Here is an 18,035-nt window from a genome sequence, read left to right as displayed (position 1 = left end):
GATATTTGCCTGAATGCCCTTGCGCCGGTGCGGTCTGCTTGCAATATGGCCGCGCGGCGTGGGGGCGTTGTTACAAGAGTGTGGAAACATAATGCCCTCCCTGTTCGGGATGACGCCGGCGCGATCTTCGACGCTGCTTCCCTTTGCCTTGCTGATCCTGATGATCCCGCCCTTTCTGGCGGACATGGCATTGCCACTCGGCATGTCGGTATGGGTGCTATACCTGCTGCCGCTTACCTTGTCCTACATGACGTCACGGGCGATCATTCCGCCACTGCTGGCGGTGACCGCGACTCTCTTGATGGCGATCGGCTATCAGATCGCGCCGGCGGGCGTCGATCCGACTGTTGCGCAGGTCAATCGCTCGCTCGGGGGCCTTACGGCCTGGTTGTTGGGCGGCCTTGGCTATGCGTTCATTCGCACGAAACTGGCCGTGCGGAGGGAGGAATGGGTTCAGCGATCGCAGATCGGCCTTGGCCGGGCCATGGCGGGCGAACGCAATCTCCAGACGCTGGGCGAAGACTTGCTCCGCAATCTCGTGACACGTCTGGATGCGCAGGCGGCCCTGCTATTCGTCGATGACGGCGCGGCCTATCGCAGGGTCGCCAGCATCGGGGTGCCCCAGGGCGCGGACATTATCAGCTCGACCGGTCCAGACGATGGTCTGATCGGCGTCGCCATCACCGAACGGCGCATTGTCCGCGTCGGTCCGGTGCCGCCGTCCTATCTGGCCTATGGTGCCGGCATGGGGCAGGCCGCGCCCACCACCATGCTGGTCGCGCCGGCCTGCGCTGACGATGATGTCGTTGCCGTGCTGGAAATCGGTTTTGCGCAGGAGCCAGACGCCCAGGCGCTGATATTGTTGGAGCGGGCAGGGGAAGCGATCGGCAAGGCGATCCGCGCCGCGCGCTATCGCGAGCGCTTGCAGGAATTGCTGGAGGAGACGCAGCAGCAATCGGAGGAATTGCAGGCGCAAAGCGAGGAGTTGCGCAGCGCGAACGAGGAACTGGAAGAGCAAAGCCGGGTGCTGCTCGATTCTCAGGCGCGCCTGGAAACGCAGCAGGCGGAATTGGAACAGACCAATGTCGAGCTGGAGGAGCAAACGCAGCAGCTGGTCCAGCAGCGCAATGATCTGACCCGGGCGCAGGCGTCACTGGAGGAGCAGGCGCGCGAACTGGAGCAGGCGAGCCGCTACAAGTCCGAATTTCTGGCCAATATGAGCCATGAGCTGCGCACCCCGCTCAATTCGCTACTGATCATGGCGCGATTGCTGGCCGACAATCGGGCAGGAAACTTGACCGCCGAGCAGGTTCGCCATGCCGAAACCATCGAGACGTCGGGCAACGACCTGCTGCTGCTGATCAACGACATATTGGATATTTCGAAGATCGAGGCAGGGCATGTCGATCTACAAACACGGAATATGCGCATCGCGCCGATGGTCGAGAAGCTGCATGCTCTGTTGGAACCGGGCGCGCGGCAAAAGGGGATTGCGCTGCGTATCCCAGCGGCCAGCGCCATGCCGGTCGAGATTGAGAGCGACCCTCATCGGGTGGAGCAGATCCTCAAGAATTTCCTGTCGAACGCCATCAAATTCACCGACAAGGGCGAAGTCACGCTGACGGTGGAGGAGGCTGGGGACGACGCCATTGCCTTTACCGTCCATGACACGGGCATCGGCATTCCGGTCGAGCAGCAGCAGACCGTCTTTGAACCCTTCCGGCAGGCCGATGGATCGGTCAGCCGGAAATATGGCGGCACCGGGCTGGGCCTGTCCATATCGCGCGAACTGGCGAAATTGCTGGGTGGCGAGATCAGCCTGGTGAGCGCGCCGGGGGAGGGGAGTAGCTTTACGCTCACGCTGCCACGCCATTTCACCGAGACGCCCGTCACCCGTCCGCATTATCGGCCCGCGCCGCGCGAGGCGGCCCCGCTGCTGGCGACCCGCACCGACCTGCCAGCGCCACCGCCGCGCGTCCGGTCTGTCGAGGATGATCGGGACGCCCTGACCGGCGACAGCCGCGTCATCCTGTTTGTCGAGGATGATCCGGCCTTCGCCCGCATATTGTGCGACCTGGCGCGCGAACTGGATTTCCAGTGCCTGTTGGCCGAAAGCGCGGACGAGGGCGTGACGCTGGCGCGCCAGTTTGTGCCGCAGGCGATCATCCTGGACATGGGGTTGCCCGACCATAGCGGGCTGTCCGTGCTCGACCGGCTGAAGCGCGACGTCAATACGCGGCATATTCCAGTGCATTGCGTATCTGTGGCCGACCATGCGCATGCGGCGCTGTCGAGCGGCGCGGTGGGCTATATGTTTAAACCGGTCAAACGGCAGCAGCTTACCGAGGTGCTGGAAGGGTTGCAGCATCATTTTTCCGCGCGCATGCGCCGCGTTCTGCTGGTGGAGGATGACGCGACCCAGCGCGAAAGCCTGCGCCTGCTGCTGGCGACGCGCGATGTCGATACGGTCGAGGCAGCCGACGCAAGCGAATGTCTGGAACGGCTGTCCACCCAGACGTTCGACTGCATGGTCATGGACCTCAATCTGCCGGACGCATCGGGCTTTGAGTTACTGGAAAAGCTGAGCCGCGATGACAGCCTCTCCTTCCCGCCGGTGATCGTCTATACCGGCCGCGATCTGTCGGCCGAGGAAGAGCTGCGCCTGCGCCGTTATTCCAAGTCGATCATCATCAAGGGGGCTAAGTCGCCCGAGCGGCTGCTCGATGAAGTGACGCTGTTTTTGCATCAGGTGGTCGCCGATCTGCCCGCGCGGCAGCAGGCGATGCTGGCGACCGCGCTCAATCGGGATGCGCTGTTGGAAGGGCGCCAGATATTGGTCGCGGAGGATGACGTGCGCAATATTTACGCACTCACCAGCCTGTTCGAGCCGCATGGCGCCACCGTTCATATCGCGCGAAACGGCGTGGAAGCGCTTAAATTCCTGGAGGGCGAGCGCGGACGGGATATCGATCTGGTGCTGATGGACGTGATGATGCCCGAGATGGACGGGCTGACGGCCACGCGCGAGATCAGGGCCAATCCGGACTGGCGCGACTTGCCGATCATCAGCCTGACCGCAAAGGCGACTGCGCAGGATCAGGCGCAATGCATCGCCGCGGGGGCCAATGATTATCTGGCAAAGCCCCTGGACGTGGACAAGCTGCTATCGCTGGTGCGGGTGTGGATGCCGCGATGACGATCGACGCGGTCGTGGGGAACGACGCCATCGAAGAGCTGCAATTGCTTGAGCTCGACTGTCTGCTCGACCTGCTATGGCGCCGCCACCAGTTCGACTTTCGCGGCTATTCGCGCGGGTCGATGCTGCGCCGCATGGTTCGGGCGCAGCAATTTTTCCAGTGCGACAGCCTGTCGATGTTGCAGCATCGGATGCTGCACGAACCGGCCATATTGCCCGACCTGCTGAGTTTCCTGACCATCCATGTCAGCGAGATGTTTCGCGATCCCGGCTATTTTCGTGCCCTGCGCGAAGAGGTCATCCCCCATCTCGCGACGTTCCCCTCACTCAAGGTCTGGGTCGCGGGATGCAGCACGGGGGAGGAGCTCTATTCGCTCGCCATCCTGTTTCGGGAGGAAGGGCTGGACAGCCGCACGCTCTTCTATGCCACAGACATCAGCCCGGCCGCGCTGCGCAAGGCGGAAATGGGCATTTACGATCTGGACCGGCTGGCGGGCTTTACCGCCAATCATCAGGCGTCGGGCGCGCGCACATCGCTGAGCGATTATTATACCGCCGCTTATGGCGGTGCGCGCTTTGATCCCAGCCTGCGCGAGCGCACGCTTTTTGCCGAGCATAGCCTGGTCAATGATCAGGTGTTTGGCGAAGTGCATCTCATATCCTGCCGCAATGTCCTCATCTATTTCGATCGTCCCTTGCAGGACCGGGCGATCGGATTGTTCCAGGACTCGTTGGTCCGAGGCGGTTTTCTGGGTCTGGGCGCCAAGGAAACGTTGCGCTTTTCAACCCATGCAAATGCATTTAGCGAATTTGCCGCGCAGGAGCGGATTTACAGGAAAGACCAAAGCGCAGGAAATGTCGTCCATGTCTGAAGAAGCGCCGATCAATTTCCTGCTGGTGGACGATGTGCCCCAGAATCTGGAAGCGCTCGAAGCGCTGCTGGCCAATGACGGGCTGCGCCTGTTCAAGGCGCAGTCGGGCGCGCAGGCGCTGGAACTGATGCTGGAGCATGAATTCGCGCTGGCGTTGCTCGATGTGCAGATGCCGGAAATGGACGGGTTCGAACTGGCCGAGATCATGCGCTCAACCGAGCGGACCCGCGCCATTCCGATCATCTTTCTGACGGCGGTCGCGACCGATGAACAGCGCCGCTTTCGCGGATATGAAGCCGGTGCGGTCGATTATCTGCTCAAGCCCATCGACACGCGCATGCTGCGCAGCAAAACCGATGTCTTTTTCGAACTGAGCCGGCAGCGCCAGACATTGGCACGCCAGCGCGATACCTTGCGCGACACGGCGGAGCAGCTGGCGACGACGCTCAACCGCCTCAATGCCCATCGCGACAATTCGCCGCTGGCCATCGTGGAATTCGAGCCGGACCTGAGGCTGATCAGCTGGACGCGCGGGGCGGAACGGCTGTTCGGCTGGTCAGCCGAGGCGGTGCTGGGGCGCCATGCCGGAACCATCGGATGGATGGATGTGGACACGGCCGGTGCGGTCACGCGCCATGTCGCGGCCCTGACGCTTGGCGGGGAACAGCGCGACATGCAGGTCCATGCCGTCCAGCGGATCGACGGCGCATCGCTGGAATGCGAATTTTATTATTCCCTGTTGCTGGACCATCAGGGCAAGCCGGCTTCCGTCAGCGTCCAGATTCTGGATATTACCGAACGGCGGCGGGCGGAAGAAACACAGCATCTGTTGATCGGGGAGCTTAACCACCGGGTCAAGAATACGCTCGCGTCAGTACAGGCGATCGCCTTCCAGACGCTCAAAGGAGCGCCCAGCCCCGCTGAATTCGCCGATAAATTTACCGGACGCCTTCAGGCGCTGGCGCAGGCGCATTCGTTGCTCAGCCGCCAGACTTGGCAAAGCGCCAGCCTGTCGCAACTGGTGCAGGATCAACTCGACCTGGGCACGATCGATGAGGGGCGATGTTCGGTGTCCGGCCCTCAGGTCGAATTGTCGCCCAACCTGGCGCTGCATCTGGCGCTGGTCCTGCACGAACTGGGCACCAACGCCGCCAAATATGGCGCGCTATCCAACCGCGAGGGGCATGTGTTCATCGACTGGCGGATAGCGAATGAACGATTGTTGCTTAGCTGGCGCGAAAGTGGCGGGCCGGCCGTCACCCCGCCAACGCGCAAGGGCTTTGGCACGATATTGGTCGAACGCAGCCTTTTGGGGGAGGGTGGGGCAGTGAGCGCCGACTATCCGGTCGAAGGCGTGCACTGGCAGTTCGACCTTCCCTGGTCCGCGGCCACGGCGGACATGGGATCGGCCAGCCCACCTCCCGGCGCGGCAGTCCATGAACCGATCATCTATGGCGAACGCCTCAACAGCCACACCATCCTTGAAGGGCTGGAATTTCTGGTGGTGGAGGATGAACCGCTGATCGCGTTCGAACTCGCCGACGTGTTGACCGAAGCCGGCGCGCGGGTGGTGGGGACGCCATCGACCCTGGACGATGCGGTCAATGCAGCTGAAACGCTTGCTTTCGACGCGGCGATCCTCGACGGCAACCTGCAAGGGGCGGCGGTCGATCAGATCGCCGAAGCGCTGGATCGCCGGGGCATACCCTTTCTGTTCCTGTCTGGCTATGGACCCGAACATCTGCCCGTCGCCTTCAACGAGCGGCCGTTGCTGAACAAGCCGTTCGACAGAGGCCATCTGCTCACCATCTTGCGGCGCATCGTCAAGTCGCCGACGCCTGAACCGGTGCCCGCGCGCCGCGTTGCGAATTAGGGCGCGAGCACCGTATCGACCGCCTGGGCCAAAGTGTCCGGATAGTCGAGGGTATAGTGTAAGCCGCGGCTTTCCTTGCGATGGAGCGCGGAGCGAACGACGAGCCGCGCCACTTCCAGCAGGTTGCGCAGTTCGATAAGGTCGGGCGTCACCCGGAAATTGCCGTAATAATCGTCAACCTCGCGCGAAAGCAGGTCGATGCGGTGTTGCGCGCGCTCCAGCCGCTTGGTGGTGCGCACGATCCCGACATAGTCCCACATGAAGCGGCGGATTTCCTTCCAGTTATGCTGGACGATGACTTCTTCGTCGCTGTTGGTGACGCGGCTTTCGTCCCACGCGCGGATCGGCGGGGGCGGGGGCAGGTCGTCCCAGGAGCCACGGATATGCTTGGCCGCCGCTTCTCCGAAAACGAAACATTCCAGCAGGGAGTTGGACGCCAGGCGATTGGCTCCGTGAAGGCCGCTTTCGGTCACTTCGCCAGCGGCATAGAGGCCGGGCAGGTCGGTGCGGCCATCAAGGTCGATGATGACGCCGCCACAGGTATAATGCTGCGCCGGGACGACCGGGATCGGCTCCTTGGTGATGTCGATGTCGAGATCGAGCAGCCGGGCATAAATGGTCGGGAAATGATGCCTCACGAATTCCGGCGGCCTGTGGCTGATGTCGAGATGGACATAGTCCAGCCCCAGGCGCTTGATTTCATGGTCGATGGCGCGTGCCACGATGTCACGCGGGGCGAGTTCCGCGCGCGCGTCGAAACGCGGCATGAAGCGTTCGCCGCCACCCGGCACGCCGGGGGGGAGTTTCAGATGACCCCCTTCGCCGCGCACCGCTTCAGTGATCAGGAAATTCTTGACCTCCAGATTATAGAGGCAGGTGGGGTGAAACTGGTTCATCTCCATATTGGAAACGCGGCACCCCGCGCGCCAGGCCATGGCGATGCCGTCCCCTGTCGCGCCGCGCGGCGCGGTGGAGAACAGATAGGTGCGGCCTGCGCCGCCAGTGCACAGGATGGTTGCGCGGCCCAGCAGTGCGTCGACGCGCTTGGTCGCCTTGTTAAAGGCATAGACGCCCCAGACATGGCCGTCGCCCGAATAACGCTCGCCATGGCGCGAGGTGATAAGGTCGATCGCGACCATATCCTCCATCAGGGTGATGTTGGGATTGGCGCGCGCGGCCTTGAGCAAGGCGACCTGGACGGCGTGGCCGGTGGCGTCGTCGACATGGACGATGCGGCGGTGACTGTGCCCGCCTTCGCGCGTAAGGTCCCAGCGTTTGCCAAAGGCGTCGCCGCCATCCTCGCTGGGGTTGAAGGGCACGCCGAGCGCCGCGAGCCGCTCGATCGCGGCGGGCGCTTCGGACACGACGAATTCCACCGTCGCGCGATTGTTGAGGCCCGCGCCGGCGACCATCGTGTCGTCGACATGCGCCTCGAAACTGTCACCCGCGTCGAGTACAGCAGCAATGCCGCCCTGCGCCCAGTTGGTCGACCCGCTGTCGAGCGCGCCCTTGGCCAGCACCAGCACCTTGCGATCCTGCGCGAGGTTGATGGCTGCCGTCAGTCCGGCGGCGCCAGAACCGATGATGATGACGTCATGGGGGGTGGTGGGCATATATAGCGCTCTTGCTGCTTCTGTTCTACGCTCCTTCCGCAGACGGAAGGGGGGACTGTTTCGCGTTACGCCGCCGCCGTCAGATGCAGGAACACATCCTCCAGGTCCGGGTCGCGGGTCACCACATCGACGATCGACAGGCCGCTTGCCTGCACGGCGCTCAGCACTTGGCCGGCATTGGCGCGGTCCTTGCTGTAGGTGATGGTGAGTGTGCGTTCGCCGGACAGTTCCACCTTTTCGAAACAGGGGGCATCCGGCGCGGCCGTCACATCGCGATCGACCGTTACCTGCACGACCTTCTCCTGTGCCATGGCGATCAGTTCGCGTGTCGGCTTGTCGGTGATCACCTTGCCATGATTGATGATCCCGATGCGGTCACACAGTTCCTCGGCTTCCTCCAGATAATGGGTGGTGAGCACGATGGTGACGCCCATGGCATTGAGTTCGCGGACATAGTCCCATAATTGCTGGCGCAATTGCACGTCGACGCCGGCGGTGGGTTCGTCCAGCACCAGGATGGGTGGCGAATGGACCATGGCCTTGGCGACCAGCAGCCGACGCTTCATACCGCCCGACAGGGTGCGGGCATAGGCATTGGCCTTGTCGTCCAGATGCACCGCGCACAGCAATTCCATCGACCGGCGCTTGTCCTTGGGCACGCCGTAGAAGCCTGCCTGATTGTCCAGCGTCTCCAGCGGCGTAAAGAAGGGGTCGAAGACGATTTCCTGCGGCACGATGCCGATCGAATTCTTGGCGTTGCGCGGATTGACGTCGATGTCGAAGCCCCAGATGCGCACGTCGCCGGCCGTCTTGTTCACCATGCCGGCCAGGATGTTGATCGTGGTCGACTTGCCCGCGCCATTGGGGCCGAGCAGGCCGTAAATCTGGCCGCGTGGAATGGTGAGGTCGATGCCGTCGAGCGCGCGCTTGCCGCCCTTGTAGACCTTGGTGAGGTTACGGATTTCGATAGCGGCTTGCGGGGCAGGGCTGTCAGTCATGCCTGTTCTATGGGGATGGCGACAGAAGAAGGGAAGAGGGCGGAGGCATTGGGGAGGCTAAGGATCGCCCGGCGGCCTTTCAGGATCGGGGCCGGCAAGACATGGAGTGCCCCGAGTGGGTTGAATATGGGCTTGATGATTTCCGCCGGGACGCTTTTCGTGTAGGGGTGGGATTCCCAAGGTGTGGGCATGCGTTCCAAAACCCGCACTGCTATTGGTCCTTTCCATCCGCCTCTCATCTGGAGACTATTGATGAAAATCGCCCTGATTACGGAAAACAGCCAGGCGGCGAAGAATTCGACGATCCATTCGGCATTGACCGCCGTTGCCGAACCGCTGGGCCATGAAGTGTTCAACTATGGCATGTATACGGCCGAGGATAAGGCTTCGCTGACCTATGTCATGAATGGCATCCTGACCGGCATCCTGCTCAATTCCAAGGCGGCCGACTTCGTCGTTACCGGCTGCGGCACGGGCATGGGTTCCATGCTGGCATGCAATGCCATGCCCGGCGTGTTTTGCGGCCTGGTCATCGATCCGACCGACGCTTTCCTGTTCGCGCAGATCAACGATGGCAACGCCATTTCCATGCCCTATGCCAAGGGTTTTGGCTGGGCCGCCGAGCTGAACCTGCAGGATGTCTACCGCAAGCTGTTCGAAGGCGAGCGGGGCCTTGGCTATCCCAAGGAACGGGCCGAAATCATGGCCAAGAATCGCGGCATCCTGAAATCATTGAAGGACGCTTCGTGCAAGGACATGGTGACGGTATTGAAGTCGGTCGATCAGGATTTGCTCAAGGCCGCGATCGCCGGTGAACGCTTCCAGGAGTATTTCTTCGCCAATGCGAAGGATGAGGCCATTCGCGATTATGTGAAGGGCGTTCTGGAAGGGGCGCCGGCATTGGCCGACGCCTGAGTATGAGGCGACCGGGCGGCAATCGCGCCGTCCGGTTTGCTCTTAAAAATCTTCGGCGATATCCATGAGCCCGAGCAGCTTCTTCGGCGCAACCTGCCGCCAGCTAGCGCGAAGCCGATCGCCGATGTGGTCCCAGTCATTGGCGCCTTGGTCCAGCCGGATGCCGACCCAGTCCGTGCCGAAATAAGCCGGGCGATAATATCGGTCGGGGTCCGCATCGATCAACGTCGCCTGTTCGTCCGGTGCGGTGGTCTTGACCAGCAGTGCAACGATGCCGTCGCCATGATGGTCGCGGGTGAACCAAGCGAATTTCTTGCCCTTTTCAATCCCGAAACATGGCATGCCATGGGAGGTGATCTCGTCTGCCTGGGGCAGGGCAAGGGCAATTTCCCGGACGCGGTTCAGCATCCATTCGGGCTGCTGTTCGCGCGTGACGAACTCCGCCAGCGTGCGCGAATAGAGCTGGTGCTCGGCGATCAGGATGCGGGCGGCAAGGCTGTCGGCGCTATCGTCCGGCAGGATCGCGACCGCAGTCTGCGCCAGAACCGGCCCGTCGTCCAGTTCGGCCGTCACGACATGAACGGAGCAGCCAGCATGGCTGTCGCCTGCGTCGATGGCGCGCTGGTGCGTGTCGAGGCCCTTATATTTGGGCAGCAGGCTGGGATGGATATTGAGCATCCGGTTTTCCCAGCCGGCAACGAATTCCGGCGACAGCAGCCGCATATATCCCGCCAGAGCGACATAGTCCGCACCCGCTGCGCGCAATTGGACATCGATGATCGAATCAAATTCGGCGCGTTTCAGCCCCTTGTGGCTGTGGCCAAAGGTGGCGATGCCCTCCGCCGCCGCCAGCGCCAGGCCCGGTGCGGCCGGGTCATTGGCGGCGACCAGCACGATCTCATAGGGGCAGTTGTCAGCCTTTGCGGCATAGAGCAACGCCGCCATATTCGACCCCCGCCCGGAGATCAGAACAGCGACCCTGGCTTTTGCCATCATTTTCCCTCCGTTCCGCCGGACAAGGTTGGTGGCATCACCCCAGATGGGTGGCCGACCAGTCTGCTTTCGCGCTCCAGCTGTCAGCGCTGCCCCGGACGGTGCAGCCCTTTTCCCCGGTAACGACCGCGCCGATGGCGAACACGGCTTCGCCCGCATCCTCCAGCGCCTTCGTAACGGCGGTAACATGCGCCTCATCCACGGCCAGCACCATGCCGATGCCGCAGTTGAACGTGCGCGCCATCTCCTCCGGCTCGATATGGCCCTGTGCCTGCAAGAAGGCCATCAGCCGGGGCTGAACCCAGGCGTCGGCTTCGATCACGGCGTGCGCGCCTTCGGGCAGGACGCGGGGTATATTTTCCAGCAAGCCGCCACCGGTGATATGCGCCAGCGCGTTGATCAAGCCCGCGCGCACCAGCGGCAGCAAGCTTTTCACATAGATGCGCGTGGGCGCCATCAGCGCGTCGATCAGCAGCACGTCCTGGTCGAACAGGGCAGGGCGGTCGAGCCTCCACCCCTTGTCGGCGGCAAGGCGGCGGACCAGCGAATAGCCGTTTGAGTGCACGCCCGAAGAGGCGAGGCCCAGCAGCACGTCGCCGGGTTTCACCCGGTTACCGGTCAGTGCCTTGGATCGTTCCACCGCGCCGACGCAAAAACCCGCAAGGTCATAGTCGCCATCGGCATACATGCCTGGCATTTCGGCGGTTTCGCCGCCAATGAGCGCGCAGCCCGCCTGACGACATCCCTCGGCAATGCCGGCGATGACGCGTTCGGCGACGCCGCTTTCCAGCCGACCGGTCGCATAATAATCAAGGAAGAAGAGCGGCTCTGCCCCCTGGACGATCAGGTCATTGGCGCACATCGCGACCAGATCGATGCCGACACCATCATGGCGGCCATGGTCGATCGCGAGCTTGAGCTTGGTGCCGACGCCATCATTGGCCGCGACCAGCAACGGGTCATCATAGCCCGCGGCCTTGAGATCGAAAAAGCCGCCAAAGCCGCCCAGTTCCGCGTCAGCGCCCGGCCGGCGCGTCGCCTTGGCCAGGGGGGCGATGGCGCGGACCAGGGCATTGCCCGCGGCGATATCGACGCCAGCCTTGGCGTAGCTGTAGGATTCGTTGTCGCTCATGATCAGCGGCCCTAGAACAAAGAGGCGCAAAACGGAAGCTTGGCATCCCGGGCATTACGCGCCAAAAGGGCGCGCGTGAGCCTGAGCCCGTCCCTGTCCCGCCCCCTGTTCCGGCCCATGGCGCTGGTGCGCCTGCTGTCCCGGCCTGTCCAGATCGCGATCGCCATCGGTCTTGGCTTGCTGGCCGCCGCGCTGTTCGCGCAGATGGAGGGGGAACGCGGCGTCCCGCCAATCGCCAGCGGCGGCGATTTCGAGGTAACAGGCGTCAAGGTGGATGTGGAAGCCAAGGACGCTGACAGCGCGCGCTATGCCGGCTGGCGCATGGCGCAGCGACAGGCCTGGCGGATGTTGTGGAGCCGCACCCACGGCGGCGCGGGCGCGCCGGCGCTGTCCGATTCGCAGCTGGAAGCAATGATTTCAGGGATCGAGATCGAGCAGGAGCAGGTGGGCCCCACCCGTTATGTCGCTACGCTGGGCGTCATGTTCGATCGCGCGCGCACCGGGCAGTTGCTCGGCGTGTCGGGCAATGTCCGTCGGTCGCCGCCGCTGCTGGTCATTCCGGTGATGTGGGATGGAGGATCTGCCGTTTCCTACGAGCGGACCAATGAATGGCAGAAGGCTTGGGCGCGCTATCGGACCGGCGAAAGCGCCATCGATTATGTGCGCGTCGCCGGATCAATCGCCGATCCGATCCTGCTCAATGCTGGCCAGACCGGGCGACGCGGCCGTCTGTGGTGGCGGGTGCTGCTCGACCAATATGGCGCGGCCGATGTCGTCATCCCGATCGTGCGGTTGGAGCGCGCCTATCCCGGCGGCCCGATTACCGCGACCTTCACGGCGCGCTATGGCCCGGACAACAGCCTGATCGGCAGCTTTGCGCTGCGGGCGTCGAACGCCAGTGGCCTGGCGCAAATGCTGGACGAAGGCGCGAAGCGGATCGACACGCTCTATACCGGCGCGCTCAACGACGGCCGCCTGCGTCCTGACCCCTCGCTCATCATCGAGGAGCCGGTCGATCCCGCCACGCTGGAGATTGAAAATGCCGTCGAAGCGCCGATCGAGGCGATCGATGTGCCGGTTGCGGGCGTCAGCACGACCGGCAGCTTCACGATCCAATATGACACGCCGGACGTCAGTTCGGTGGGCGCGGGCGAATCGGCCGTCCGGTCCATCCCGGGCGTGCGTTCGGCATCGACCAGCAGTTTGGCGCTGGGCGGCACATCGGTCATGCAGGTCGGGTATGACGGCAGCATCGACATGCTGCGCACCGGGCTTCAGGCGCGCGGTTATCAGGTCGCCGTCGCTGGAACGACGCTGCGCATCACGCGGCGACAGGCGCCGCCTCCCGCACAATGAGCCAGATCAGCCTTCCGTTCGAAGGTCATGAAGGGAGGGGCGAAGGCGATTTTCTTGTCAGCGACGCCAATCGTGTCGCCGTTGCCTATCTGGAGCGCTGGCGGGATTGGCCGCTGTCCATTGCCGTTCTGACTGGCCCGCCGCGTTCGGGACGGTCGACACTGGCACGTCAGTTCGCCCGCATGAGCGGTGGCGATGTCATCGATGATGCGCATGAGGGTGACCGCCCGCTGGACGATCATCGGCTATTTCATGCCTGGAACGCCGCGCAGACGGAGCATCGCCCGCTCCTGCTGGTGGGGCAGGCACCGCCCGCCACCTGGCCCGTCACCTTACCCGACCTACGCTCCCGTCTGGCCGCCGTCCCCCATGTCGGCATCGATGCACCCGACGAGATGCTGACCCGCGCACTCATCCAGCGCAGTTTCGATGCCGCTGGCGCGGCGTATTCTGCGGATTTGCCAGATTGGCTGGCGCGGCGGATCGACCGATCCTATGCCGCCATCGAAACGATCACGCGCCTGCTGGATCGCGCTGCCTTGTCATCTGGACGCAAGATTTCGGTCGCAATGGCGAAAGAGGCCCTGCAATCCGCGGGTATCCTGCCTATAGTCCCGCCCGATCCTTCCTCAGTGCAACGCGAGTAGTCCGTGGCCGAAGCCGATCCCATTGCCAATCTGTCGCTGCCCAGCGACCGCTATTTCAATCGTGAGCTGTCCTGGCTGGCGTTCAACCAGCGCGTGCTGGAAGAGGCGATGAACCGCGCTCATCCGCTGCTGGAGCGCTTGCGCTTCCTGTCGATTTCGGGCGCGAACCTTGACGAGTTTTTTTCCGTGCGGGTCGCAGGGCTCAAAGGGCAACAATTACAGAATGTCGACATGCGCTCCGCCGACGGGCTGACTCCGGCGCAGCAACTGTCCGCGATTACCGAGACGACAGGCACGCTGATGCGCGCGCAGCAGAAAGTATGGGGCGCGCTCCATGGCGAACTGACGCAGGTTGGCGTCGAGGTCATCGGCCCTTCGGCCGACATGGACAATGTCTGCGCCGCCTGGCTGCGCGAACATTTTCTGACGCAGATCTTCCCGATCCTCACGCCCCAGGCCCTCGACCCGGCGCACCCCTTTCCCTTCATTCCCAACCAGGGGCTGTCGATCGTTTTCGATCTCGAGCGCCTGTCGGACAAGCAGCCGATCCGCGAGCTGGTGATGATCCCATCGTCGCTCGCGCGGTTCGTGCGCGTGCCGGGGGAGCCAGCGCGCTACATGGCACTGGAGGCAGTGATCCGGCGCTTTTCGGAGGACCTCTTCCCTGGCTATCGCGTTCGCAACAGCGGCGTCTTCCGCATCATCCGCGACAGCGACATCGAAATCGAGGAGGAAGCGGAGGATCTGGTCCGCTATTTCCGCAGCGCCATCAAACGCCGCCGCCGCGGCCGCGTTATCCGCATGGAAATCGAGGAGCGCATTCCCGAACCGGTCGAGGAAATGTTGCAGGACATGCTCCAGGGGCATGACGCGATCATCGAGGAGGTGGAGGGTTTTGTCGGCATCGGCGACTTGTCCGGCATCGTCGATGAAGATCGGCCAGACCTCAAATTCGAACCCTATGCGCCGCGCTTTCCCGAACGTATCCGCGAATATGGCGGCGACTGTTTTGCCGCGATCCGGGCCAAGGACATTGTCGTCCATCATCCCTATGAAGCGTTCGACGTCGTCATATCCTTCCTGAAACAGGCGGCGTCCGACCCGGATGTGGTCGCGATCAAGCAGACGCTCTACCGCGCGGGCAAACAGTCGGCGATCATCCGGGCGCTCATCGACGCCGCCGAAGCGGGCAAGTCCGTGACCGCAGTGGTCGAACTCAAGGCGCGATTCGACGAAGAACAGAATTTGATGTGGGCGGACGCGCTGGAGCGTGCGGGCGTGCAGGTCGTCTACGGCTTCATCGACTGGAAGACCCATGCCAAGGTGTCGATGGTCGTGCGGCGCGAAGGAGAGCAGTTCCGCACCTATTGTCATTTCGGCACCGGCAATTACCACCCGATCACCGCGCGGATTTACACTGACTTGAGCTTCTTCACCGCCAATCCCGATTATGGCCGCGATGCCGCAGCGTTGTTCAACTATATCACCGGCTATGTCGAACCGCAGGGTCTGGAAAAGCTAGTGATGAGCCCGCGCGACCTGCGCAATCGGCTGTGTGAACTGATCGAGGCGGAAATCGATCATGTGCGCGCCGGGCGGCCCGGCACCATCTGGGCCAAGATGAACAGCCTGGTCGATCCCGCGATCATCGAAAAACTCTATGCCGCCAGCAATGCCGGGGTGCGGATCGAGCTGATCGTGCGCGGCATTTGCTGCCTGCGACCGGGGGTGCCGGGCATGTCTGAAAATATCCGCGTGAAGTCGGTGGTCGGCCGTTTCCTGGAACATAGCCGCATCACCGTGTTCGGCAATGGCAAGGCGCTGCCCAACAATGGCGCGAAAGTCTATATCAGCTCGGCCGATTGGATGCCGCGCAATTTCGATCGCCGTGTGGAATTCTTGGCCCCGGTGGAAAGCGGCACCGTGCACGACCAGATCGTCGACCAGGTGATGGTTGCCAACCTGATCGATACCGAACAGAGCTGGGAACTGGACGCCGAAGGTCATTATAGCCGCGTCGAAATGGGCGAAAAGCCGTTCAACCTGCATCGCTATTTCATGACCAATCCGTCGCTTTCGGGACGTGGCGCGGCTCTGGACAGCGACGCCGTCCCGACCTTGCGTTTGCGCAGCGGGGGTTGAACGCTGCCATGAATTCGATGCTGAGCCGCGTGCGCGCCGTAGCCGAACAGATGGTGACATCGCCCGAGCCCGCCCATGCGCGCACGGCGATCATCGATATCGGGTCAAACAGCGTGCGCCTGGTCATCTATGACGGACCGCGCCGCATCCCCTTCATCCTGTTCAATGAAAAGGTGATGGCCGGACTGGGCGCCTCGCTCGCCCGCACCGGTGCGATCGAACCCGAAGCGATGGAGCGCGGCCTGCGCGCCATCGGTCGGTTTGCGCATCTGTGCCGGTCGATGAAGGTTGCCGATATACGCTGCGTCGCCACGGCGGCGGTGCGCGATGCAACCAACGGACCCGACTTCATCGCCCGCGCCAAGGATATGGGGCTGACGGTCGAATTGCTCACCGGCGCGCAGGAAGCGATCGGCGCAGCCATGGGTGTCCTGTCGGGCATTCCCGGCGCGGACGGCATTGTCGGCGATTTGGGCGGCGGCAGCCTGGAACTGGCGCGGGTGCGGGACGGGGCGGTGGAACAGACCATATCGCTGCCGCTGGGCGTGCTGCGCCTGCCGCAGATCCGCGCCAAGGGGCCGCGTGCCTTGGAGCGCGCCGTCGCCAAGATGCTGGACAAGGCCGGATGGGCCGCTGAACCAGGCTTGCCCTTTTACATGGTCGGCGGGTCGTGGCGTGCGCTCGCGCGGTTCGACATGCAGCTGACCCATTTTCCGCTGCCCGTCGTCCATCAATATGAAATGACGGCTGCGCGCGCCGAGCAGTTGACCCGTATCGTCAGCCATGTCGACAAGGCCCGGCTGAAACAGATACCGGCCATGACGGGATCGCGCGTGCCGACGCTGCCGGACGCCGCCGCTCTGCTGTCGGTTGTGGTGCGCCAGCTCAAGTCGAGCCGTCTGGTCGTGTCCGCCTATGGCCTGCGCGAGGGGCTGCTTTACGGAGCGCTGCCGCCCGATATCCAACGGCACGATCCGCTATTGGTCGCGGCCGAGGCGGAAGGGGAGGCGCAGGCGCGGTTTCGCGGCCATGGGGATCGGATCGACCGCTGGATCGCTCCGCTTTTTACCGATGACGATGCGTCGGGCCGCCGTATCCGCCGGGCCGCCTGCTTGCTGGCCGATGTAAGCTGGCGCGCTAATCCCGACTTTCGGGCGGAGCGGGGTGTCGAAATCGCTTTGCACAGCAACTGGGTAGGTATTGACGCGGCGGAACGAGCGATGCTGGGACAGGCGCTCAGCAGTCATTTTGGCGGAGGGGTGGCACCGCTGCCGGCGCTGGAGCGAATCGCCATGACGGACCGGTTGCAGCGCGCCATTTTATGGGGCCTCGCCATCCGCCTGGCTCAACGCATGTCGGGTGGAGTGGAGGCGCCATTGGCGGTATCGCGGCTGGAACGGCACGACGACCGCATCGACCTGTATCTGCGCGCCGAGGATGCCGATCTTTATGGCGAAGCCGTCGAACGCCGCCTGCGGCATCTGGCCCAGGCCATGGGGCTTAAATATCGGATGATGAACGGCTGACGGGCACCAAGGCGCCCGTCCCATTCAAACGCATATCGCGCTTATTCGCTCTCGCCGGTGGTTGGCGTCGCGGGGCCGCCGGCGGTTGCGGCGTCAGCGGGCGCCGCGCCTTCGACGCTTTGGGCGGCGTTGGTTGCATCGCCCGCCGCTTCTGCCGGCGTGGCGCTCGCTTCTGCTGGCTCAGGGTCGGCCGCGGGCAGCGGCAGGTTGGACCCTTGCGTGTTCAGCCAGGCGATCAAATTGGCGCGATCGGCCGGATTGCCCAGGCCGGCGAAGGTCATCTTGGTGCCTGGCGCAAATTCACGAGGGCTTTTGAGCCAGGCGTCCATATTTTCGAACGTCCACTGACCGCCCTTGCTCTTGAGCGCATCGGAAAAGGCAAAGCCCGCCTTGCCCACGGCAATTGCTTCGCCGACCGTGCCCCACAGATTGGGACCGATGCCATTGGCCCCGCCCTGGTTCACGGTGTGGCAGGCGGCGCATTTGGCGAACACCTTTTCGCCCGCCGCGACGTCGGCGCTGGCCAGCAGGGTGTTGAGGCTGGGTCCGCTGTCGCCGCCTTCGCCTTCGGCCTCAACACCCTCGATGGCATAGCCCATCTTTTCCGGCCGTTCGGTTTCGAAATATTTGGAACTGACGATCGCGCCACCCAGGGCGATGATGCCTGCAAACAAAGCCCAGCCCGCCACGGTATTGAAACGATCGCCCATCTCGCTCGACTTCCCTTGCTTTTGTCTTGGCGGCTGTCAGTCGCGCCCCCTCTTGAGCGCTG

General features: G+C 63.3%; 13 protein-coding genes. 8 read left to right on the top strand and 5 right to left on the bottom strand.

Annotated features, from left to right (window positions below; translation table 11 throughout):
* Positions 1-91 precede the first annotated feature (91 nt).
* From B2V90_RS16965 to B2V90_RS16955, 3 genes are read left to right on the top strand one after another with little or no spacing between them, the layout of a single operon-like run.
* On the top strand, positions 92-3,196 hold the full coding sequence (locus B2V90_RS16965) for a response regulator (RefSeq protein ID WP_228222634.1): 3,105 nt from the start codon (positions 92-94) through the stop codon (positions 3,194-3,196).
* Positions 3,193-4,068, top strand: a complete 876-nt coding sequence (locus B2V90_RS16960; RefSeq protein WP_228222635.1) for a CheR family methyltransferase — start codon at positions 3,193-3,195, stop codon at positions 4,066-4,068. The genes B2V90_RS16965 and B2V90_RS16960 overlap by 4 nt, the downstream gene beginning before the upstream one ends.
* Positions 4,061-5,941 (top strand): response regulator, encoded by a 1,881-nt coding sequence (locus tag B2V90_RS16955; protein ID WP_323132807.1) that lies wholly within the window; start codon positions 4,061-4,063, stop codon positions 5,939-5,941. The genes B2V90_RS16960 and B2V90_RS16955 overlap by 8 nt, the downstream gene beginning before the upstream one ends.
* On the opposite strand, the gene nadB is transcribed toward B2V90_RS16955, so the two are convergent.
* Positions 5,938-7,554 (bottom strand): L-aspartate oxidase, encoded by a 1,617-nt coding sequence (nadB, locus tag B2V90_RS16950; RefSeq protein ID WP_009823437.1) that lies wholly within the window; start codon positions 7,552-7,554, stop codon positions 5,938-5,940. The two genes, B2V90_RS16955 and nadB, sit on opposite strands and share 4 nt — an antisense overlap.
* A 65-nt stretch (positions 7,555-7,619) precedes the next feature.
* On the bottom strand, positions 7,620-8,552 hold the full coding sequence (locus tag B2V90_RS16945; RefSeq protein ID WP_228222637.1) for an ABC transporter ATP-binding protein: 933 nt from the start codon (positions 8,550-8,552) through the stop codon (positions 7,620-7,622).
* 252 nt (positions 8,553-8,804) lie between these two features.
* On the opposite strand from B2V90_RS16945, the gene B2V90_RS16940 reads away from it, so the two are divergent.
* Complete coding sequence (locus tag B2V90_RS16940) at positions 8,805-9,467, top strand: RpiB/LacA/LacB family sugar-phosphate isomerase (RefSeq protein ID WP_228222638.1); 663 nt, start codon at positions 8,805-8,807, stop codon at positions 9,465-9,467.
* A 42-nt stretch (positions 9,468-9,509) separates the two neighbouring features.
* Here the strand turns inward: B2V90_RS16940 and purN are convergent, their stop codons facing one another.
* Both purN and purM read right to left on the bottom strand, forming a co-directional pair.
* A complete protein-coding gene (gene purN / locus B2V90_RS16935; protein ID WP_228222667.1) occupies positions 9,510-10,460 on the bottom strand; it encodes a phosphoribosylglycinamide formyltransferase in 951 nt (316 codons plus the stop codon).
* A gap of 37 nt (positions 10,461-10,497) precedes the next feature.
* On the bottom strand, positions 10,498-11,592 hold the full coding sequence (gene purM / locus B2V90_RS16930) for a phosphoribosylformylglycinamidine cyclo-ligase (protein ID WP_009823432.1): 1,095 nt from the start codon (positions 11,590-11,592) through the stop codon (positions 10,498-10,500).
* A gap of 117 nt (positions 11,593-11,709) precedes the next feature.
* Between purM and B2V90_RS16925 the strand changes: the two genes are divergently transcribed.
* The 4 genes from B2V90_RS16925 to B2V90_RS16910 are packed head-to-tail and all read left to right on the top strand — an operon-like array spanning position 11,710 to position 17,263.
* Positions 11,710-12,948 (top strand): hypothetical protein, encoded by a 1,239-nt coding sequence (locus tag B2V90_RS16925; RefSeq protein WP_009823431.1) that lies wholly within the window; start codon positions 11,710-11,712, stop codon positions 12,946-12,948.
* Positions 12,945-13,595, top strand: coding sequence for a chromosomal replication initiator protein DnaA (locus tag B2V90_RS16920; protein ID WP_009823430.1), 651 nt, complete (start codon positions 12,945-12,947; stop codon positions 13,593-13,595). The genes B2V90_RS16925 and B2V90_RS16920 overlap by 4 nt, the downstream gene beginning before the upstream one ends.
* A gap of 3 nt (positions 13,596-13,598) precedes the next feature.
* A complete protein-coding gene (locus B2V90_RS16915) occupies positions 13,599-15,737 on the top strand; it encodes an RNA degradosome polyphosphate kinase (RefSeq protein WP_228222639.1) in 2,139 nt (712 codons plus the stop codon).
* An 8-nt stretch (positions 15,738-15,745) separates the two neighbouring features.
* Positions 15,746-17,263, top strand: coding sequence for a Ppx/GppA family phosphatase (locus B2V90_RS16910; RefSeq protein ID WP_228222640.1), 1,518 nt, complete (start codon positions 15,746-15,748; stop codon positions 17,261-17,263).
* A gap of 41 nt (positions 17,264-17,304) precedes the next feature.
* On the opposite strand, the gene B2V90_RS16905 is transcribed toward B2V90_RS16910, so the two are convergent.
* Positions 17,305-17,973, bottom strand: coding sequence for a c-type cytochrome (locus B2V90_RS16905; RefSeq protein ID WP_009823427.1), 669 nt, complete (start codon positions 17,971-17,973; stop codon positions 17,305-17,307).
* Positions 17,974-18,035 lie beyond the last annotated feature (62 nt).

This window comes from Sphingobium sp. UBA5915 (assembly GCF_002431195.1).
Taxonomy (GTDB): Bacteria; Pseudomonadota; Alphaproteobacteria; order Sphingomonadales; family Sphingomonadaceae; genus Sphingobium; species Sphingobium soli.
Note: the sequence above shows the minus strand (reverse complement) of the source record. Positions and strands in the feature narration are given on the sequence as shown.

Bases quoted from the DNA above. Each gene is read 5' to 3' on its own strand.
- B2V90_RS16965 (WP_228222634.1), top strand. From the start codon at position 92: ATGCCCTCCCTGTTCGGGATGACGCCGGCGCGATCTTCGACGCTGCTT.
- B2V90_RS16960 (WP_228222635.1), top strand. From the start codon at position 3,193: ATGACGATCGACGCGGTCGTGGGGAACGACGCCATCGAAGAGCTGCAA.
- B2V90_RS16955 (WP_323132807.1), top strand. From the start codon at position 4,061: ATGTCTGAAGAAGCGCCGATCAATTTCCTGCTGGTGGACGATGTGCCC.
- nadB (WP_009823437.1), bottom strand. From the start codon at position 7,554: ATGCCCACCACCCCCCATGACGTCATCATCATCGGTTCTGGCGCCGCC.
- B2V90_RS16945 (WP_228222637.1), bottom strand. From the start codon at position 8,552: ATGACTGACAGCCCTGCCCCGCAAGCCGCTATCGAAATCCGTAACCTC.
- B2V90_RS16940 (WP_228222638.1), top strand. From the start codon at position 8,805: ATGAAAATCGCCCTGATTACGGAAAACAGCCAGGCGGCGAAGAATTCG.
- purN (WP_228222667.1), bottom strand. From the start codon at position 10,460: ATGGCAAAAGCCAGGGTCGCTGTTCTGATCTCCGGGCGGGGGTCGAAT.
- purM (WP_009823432.1), bottom strand. From the start codon at position 11,592: ATGAGCGACAACGAATCCTACAGCTACGCCAAGGCTGGCGTCGATATC.
- B2V90_RS16925 (WP_009823431.1), top strand. From the start codon at position 11,710: ATGGCGCTGGTGCGCCTGCTGTCCCGGCCTGTCCAGATCGCGATCGCC.
- B2V90_RS16920 (WP_009823430.1), top strand. From the start codon at position 12,945: ATGAGCCAGATCAGCCTTCCGTTCGAAGGTCATGAAGGGAGGGGCGAA.
- B2V90_RS16910 (WP_228222640.1), top strand. From the start codon at position 15,746: ATGAATTCGATGCTGAGCCGCGTGCGCGCCGTAGCCGAACAGATGGTG.
- B2V90_RS16905 (WP_009823427.1), bottom strand. From the start codon at position 17,973: ATGGGCGATCGTTTCAATACCGTGGCGGGCTGGGCTTTGTTTGCAGGC.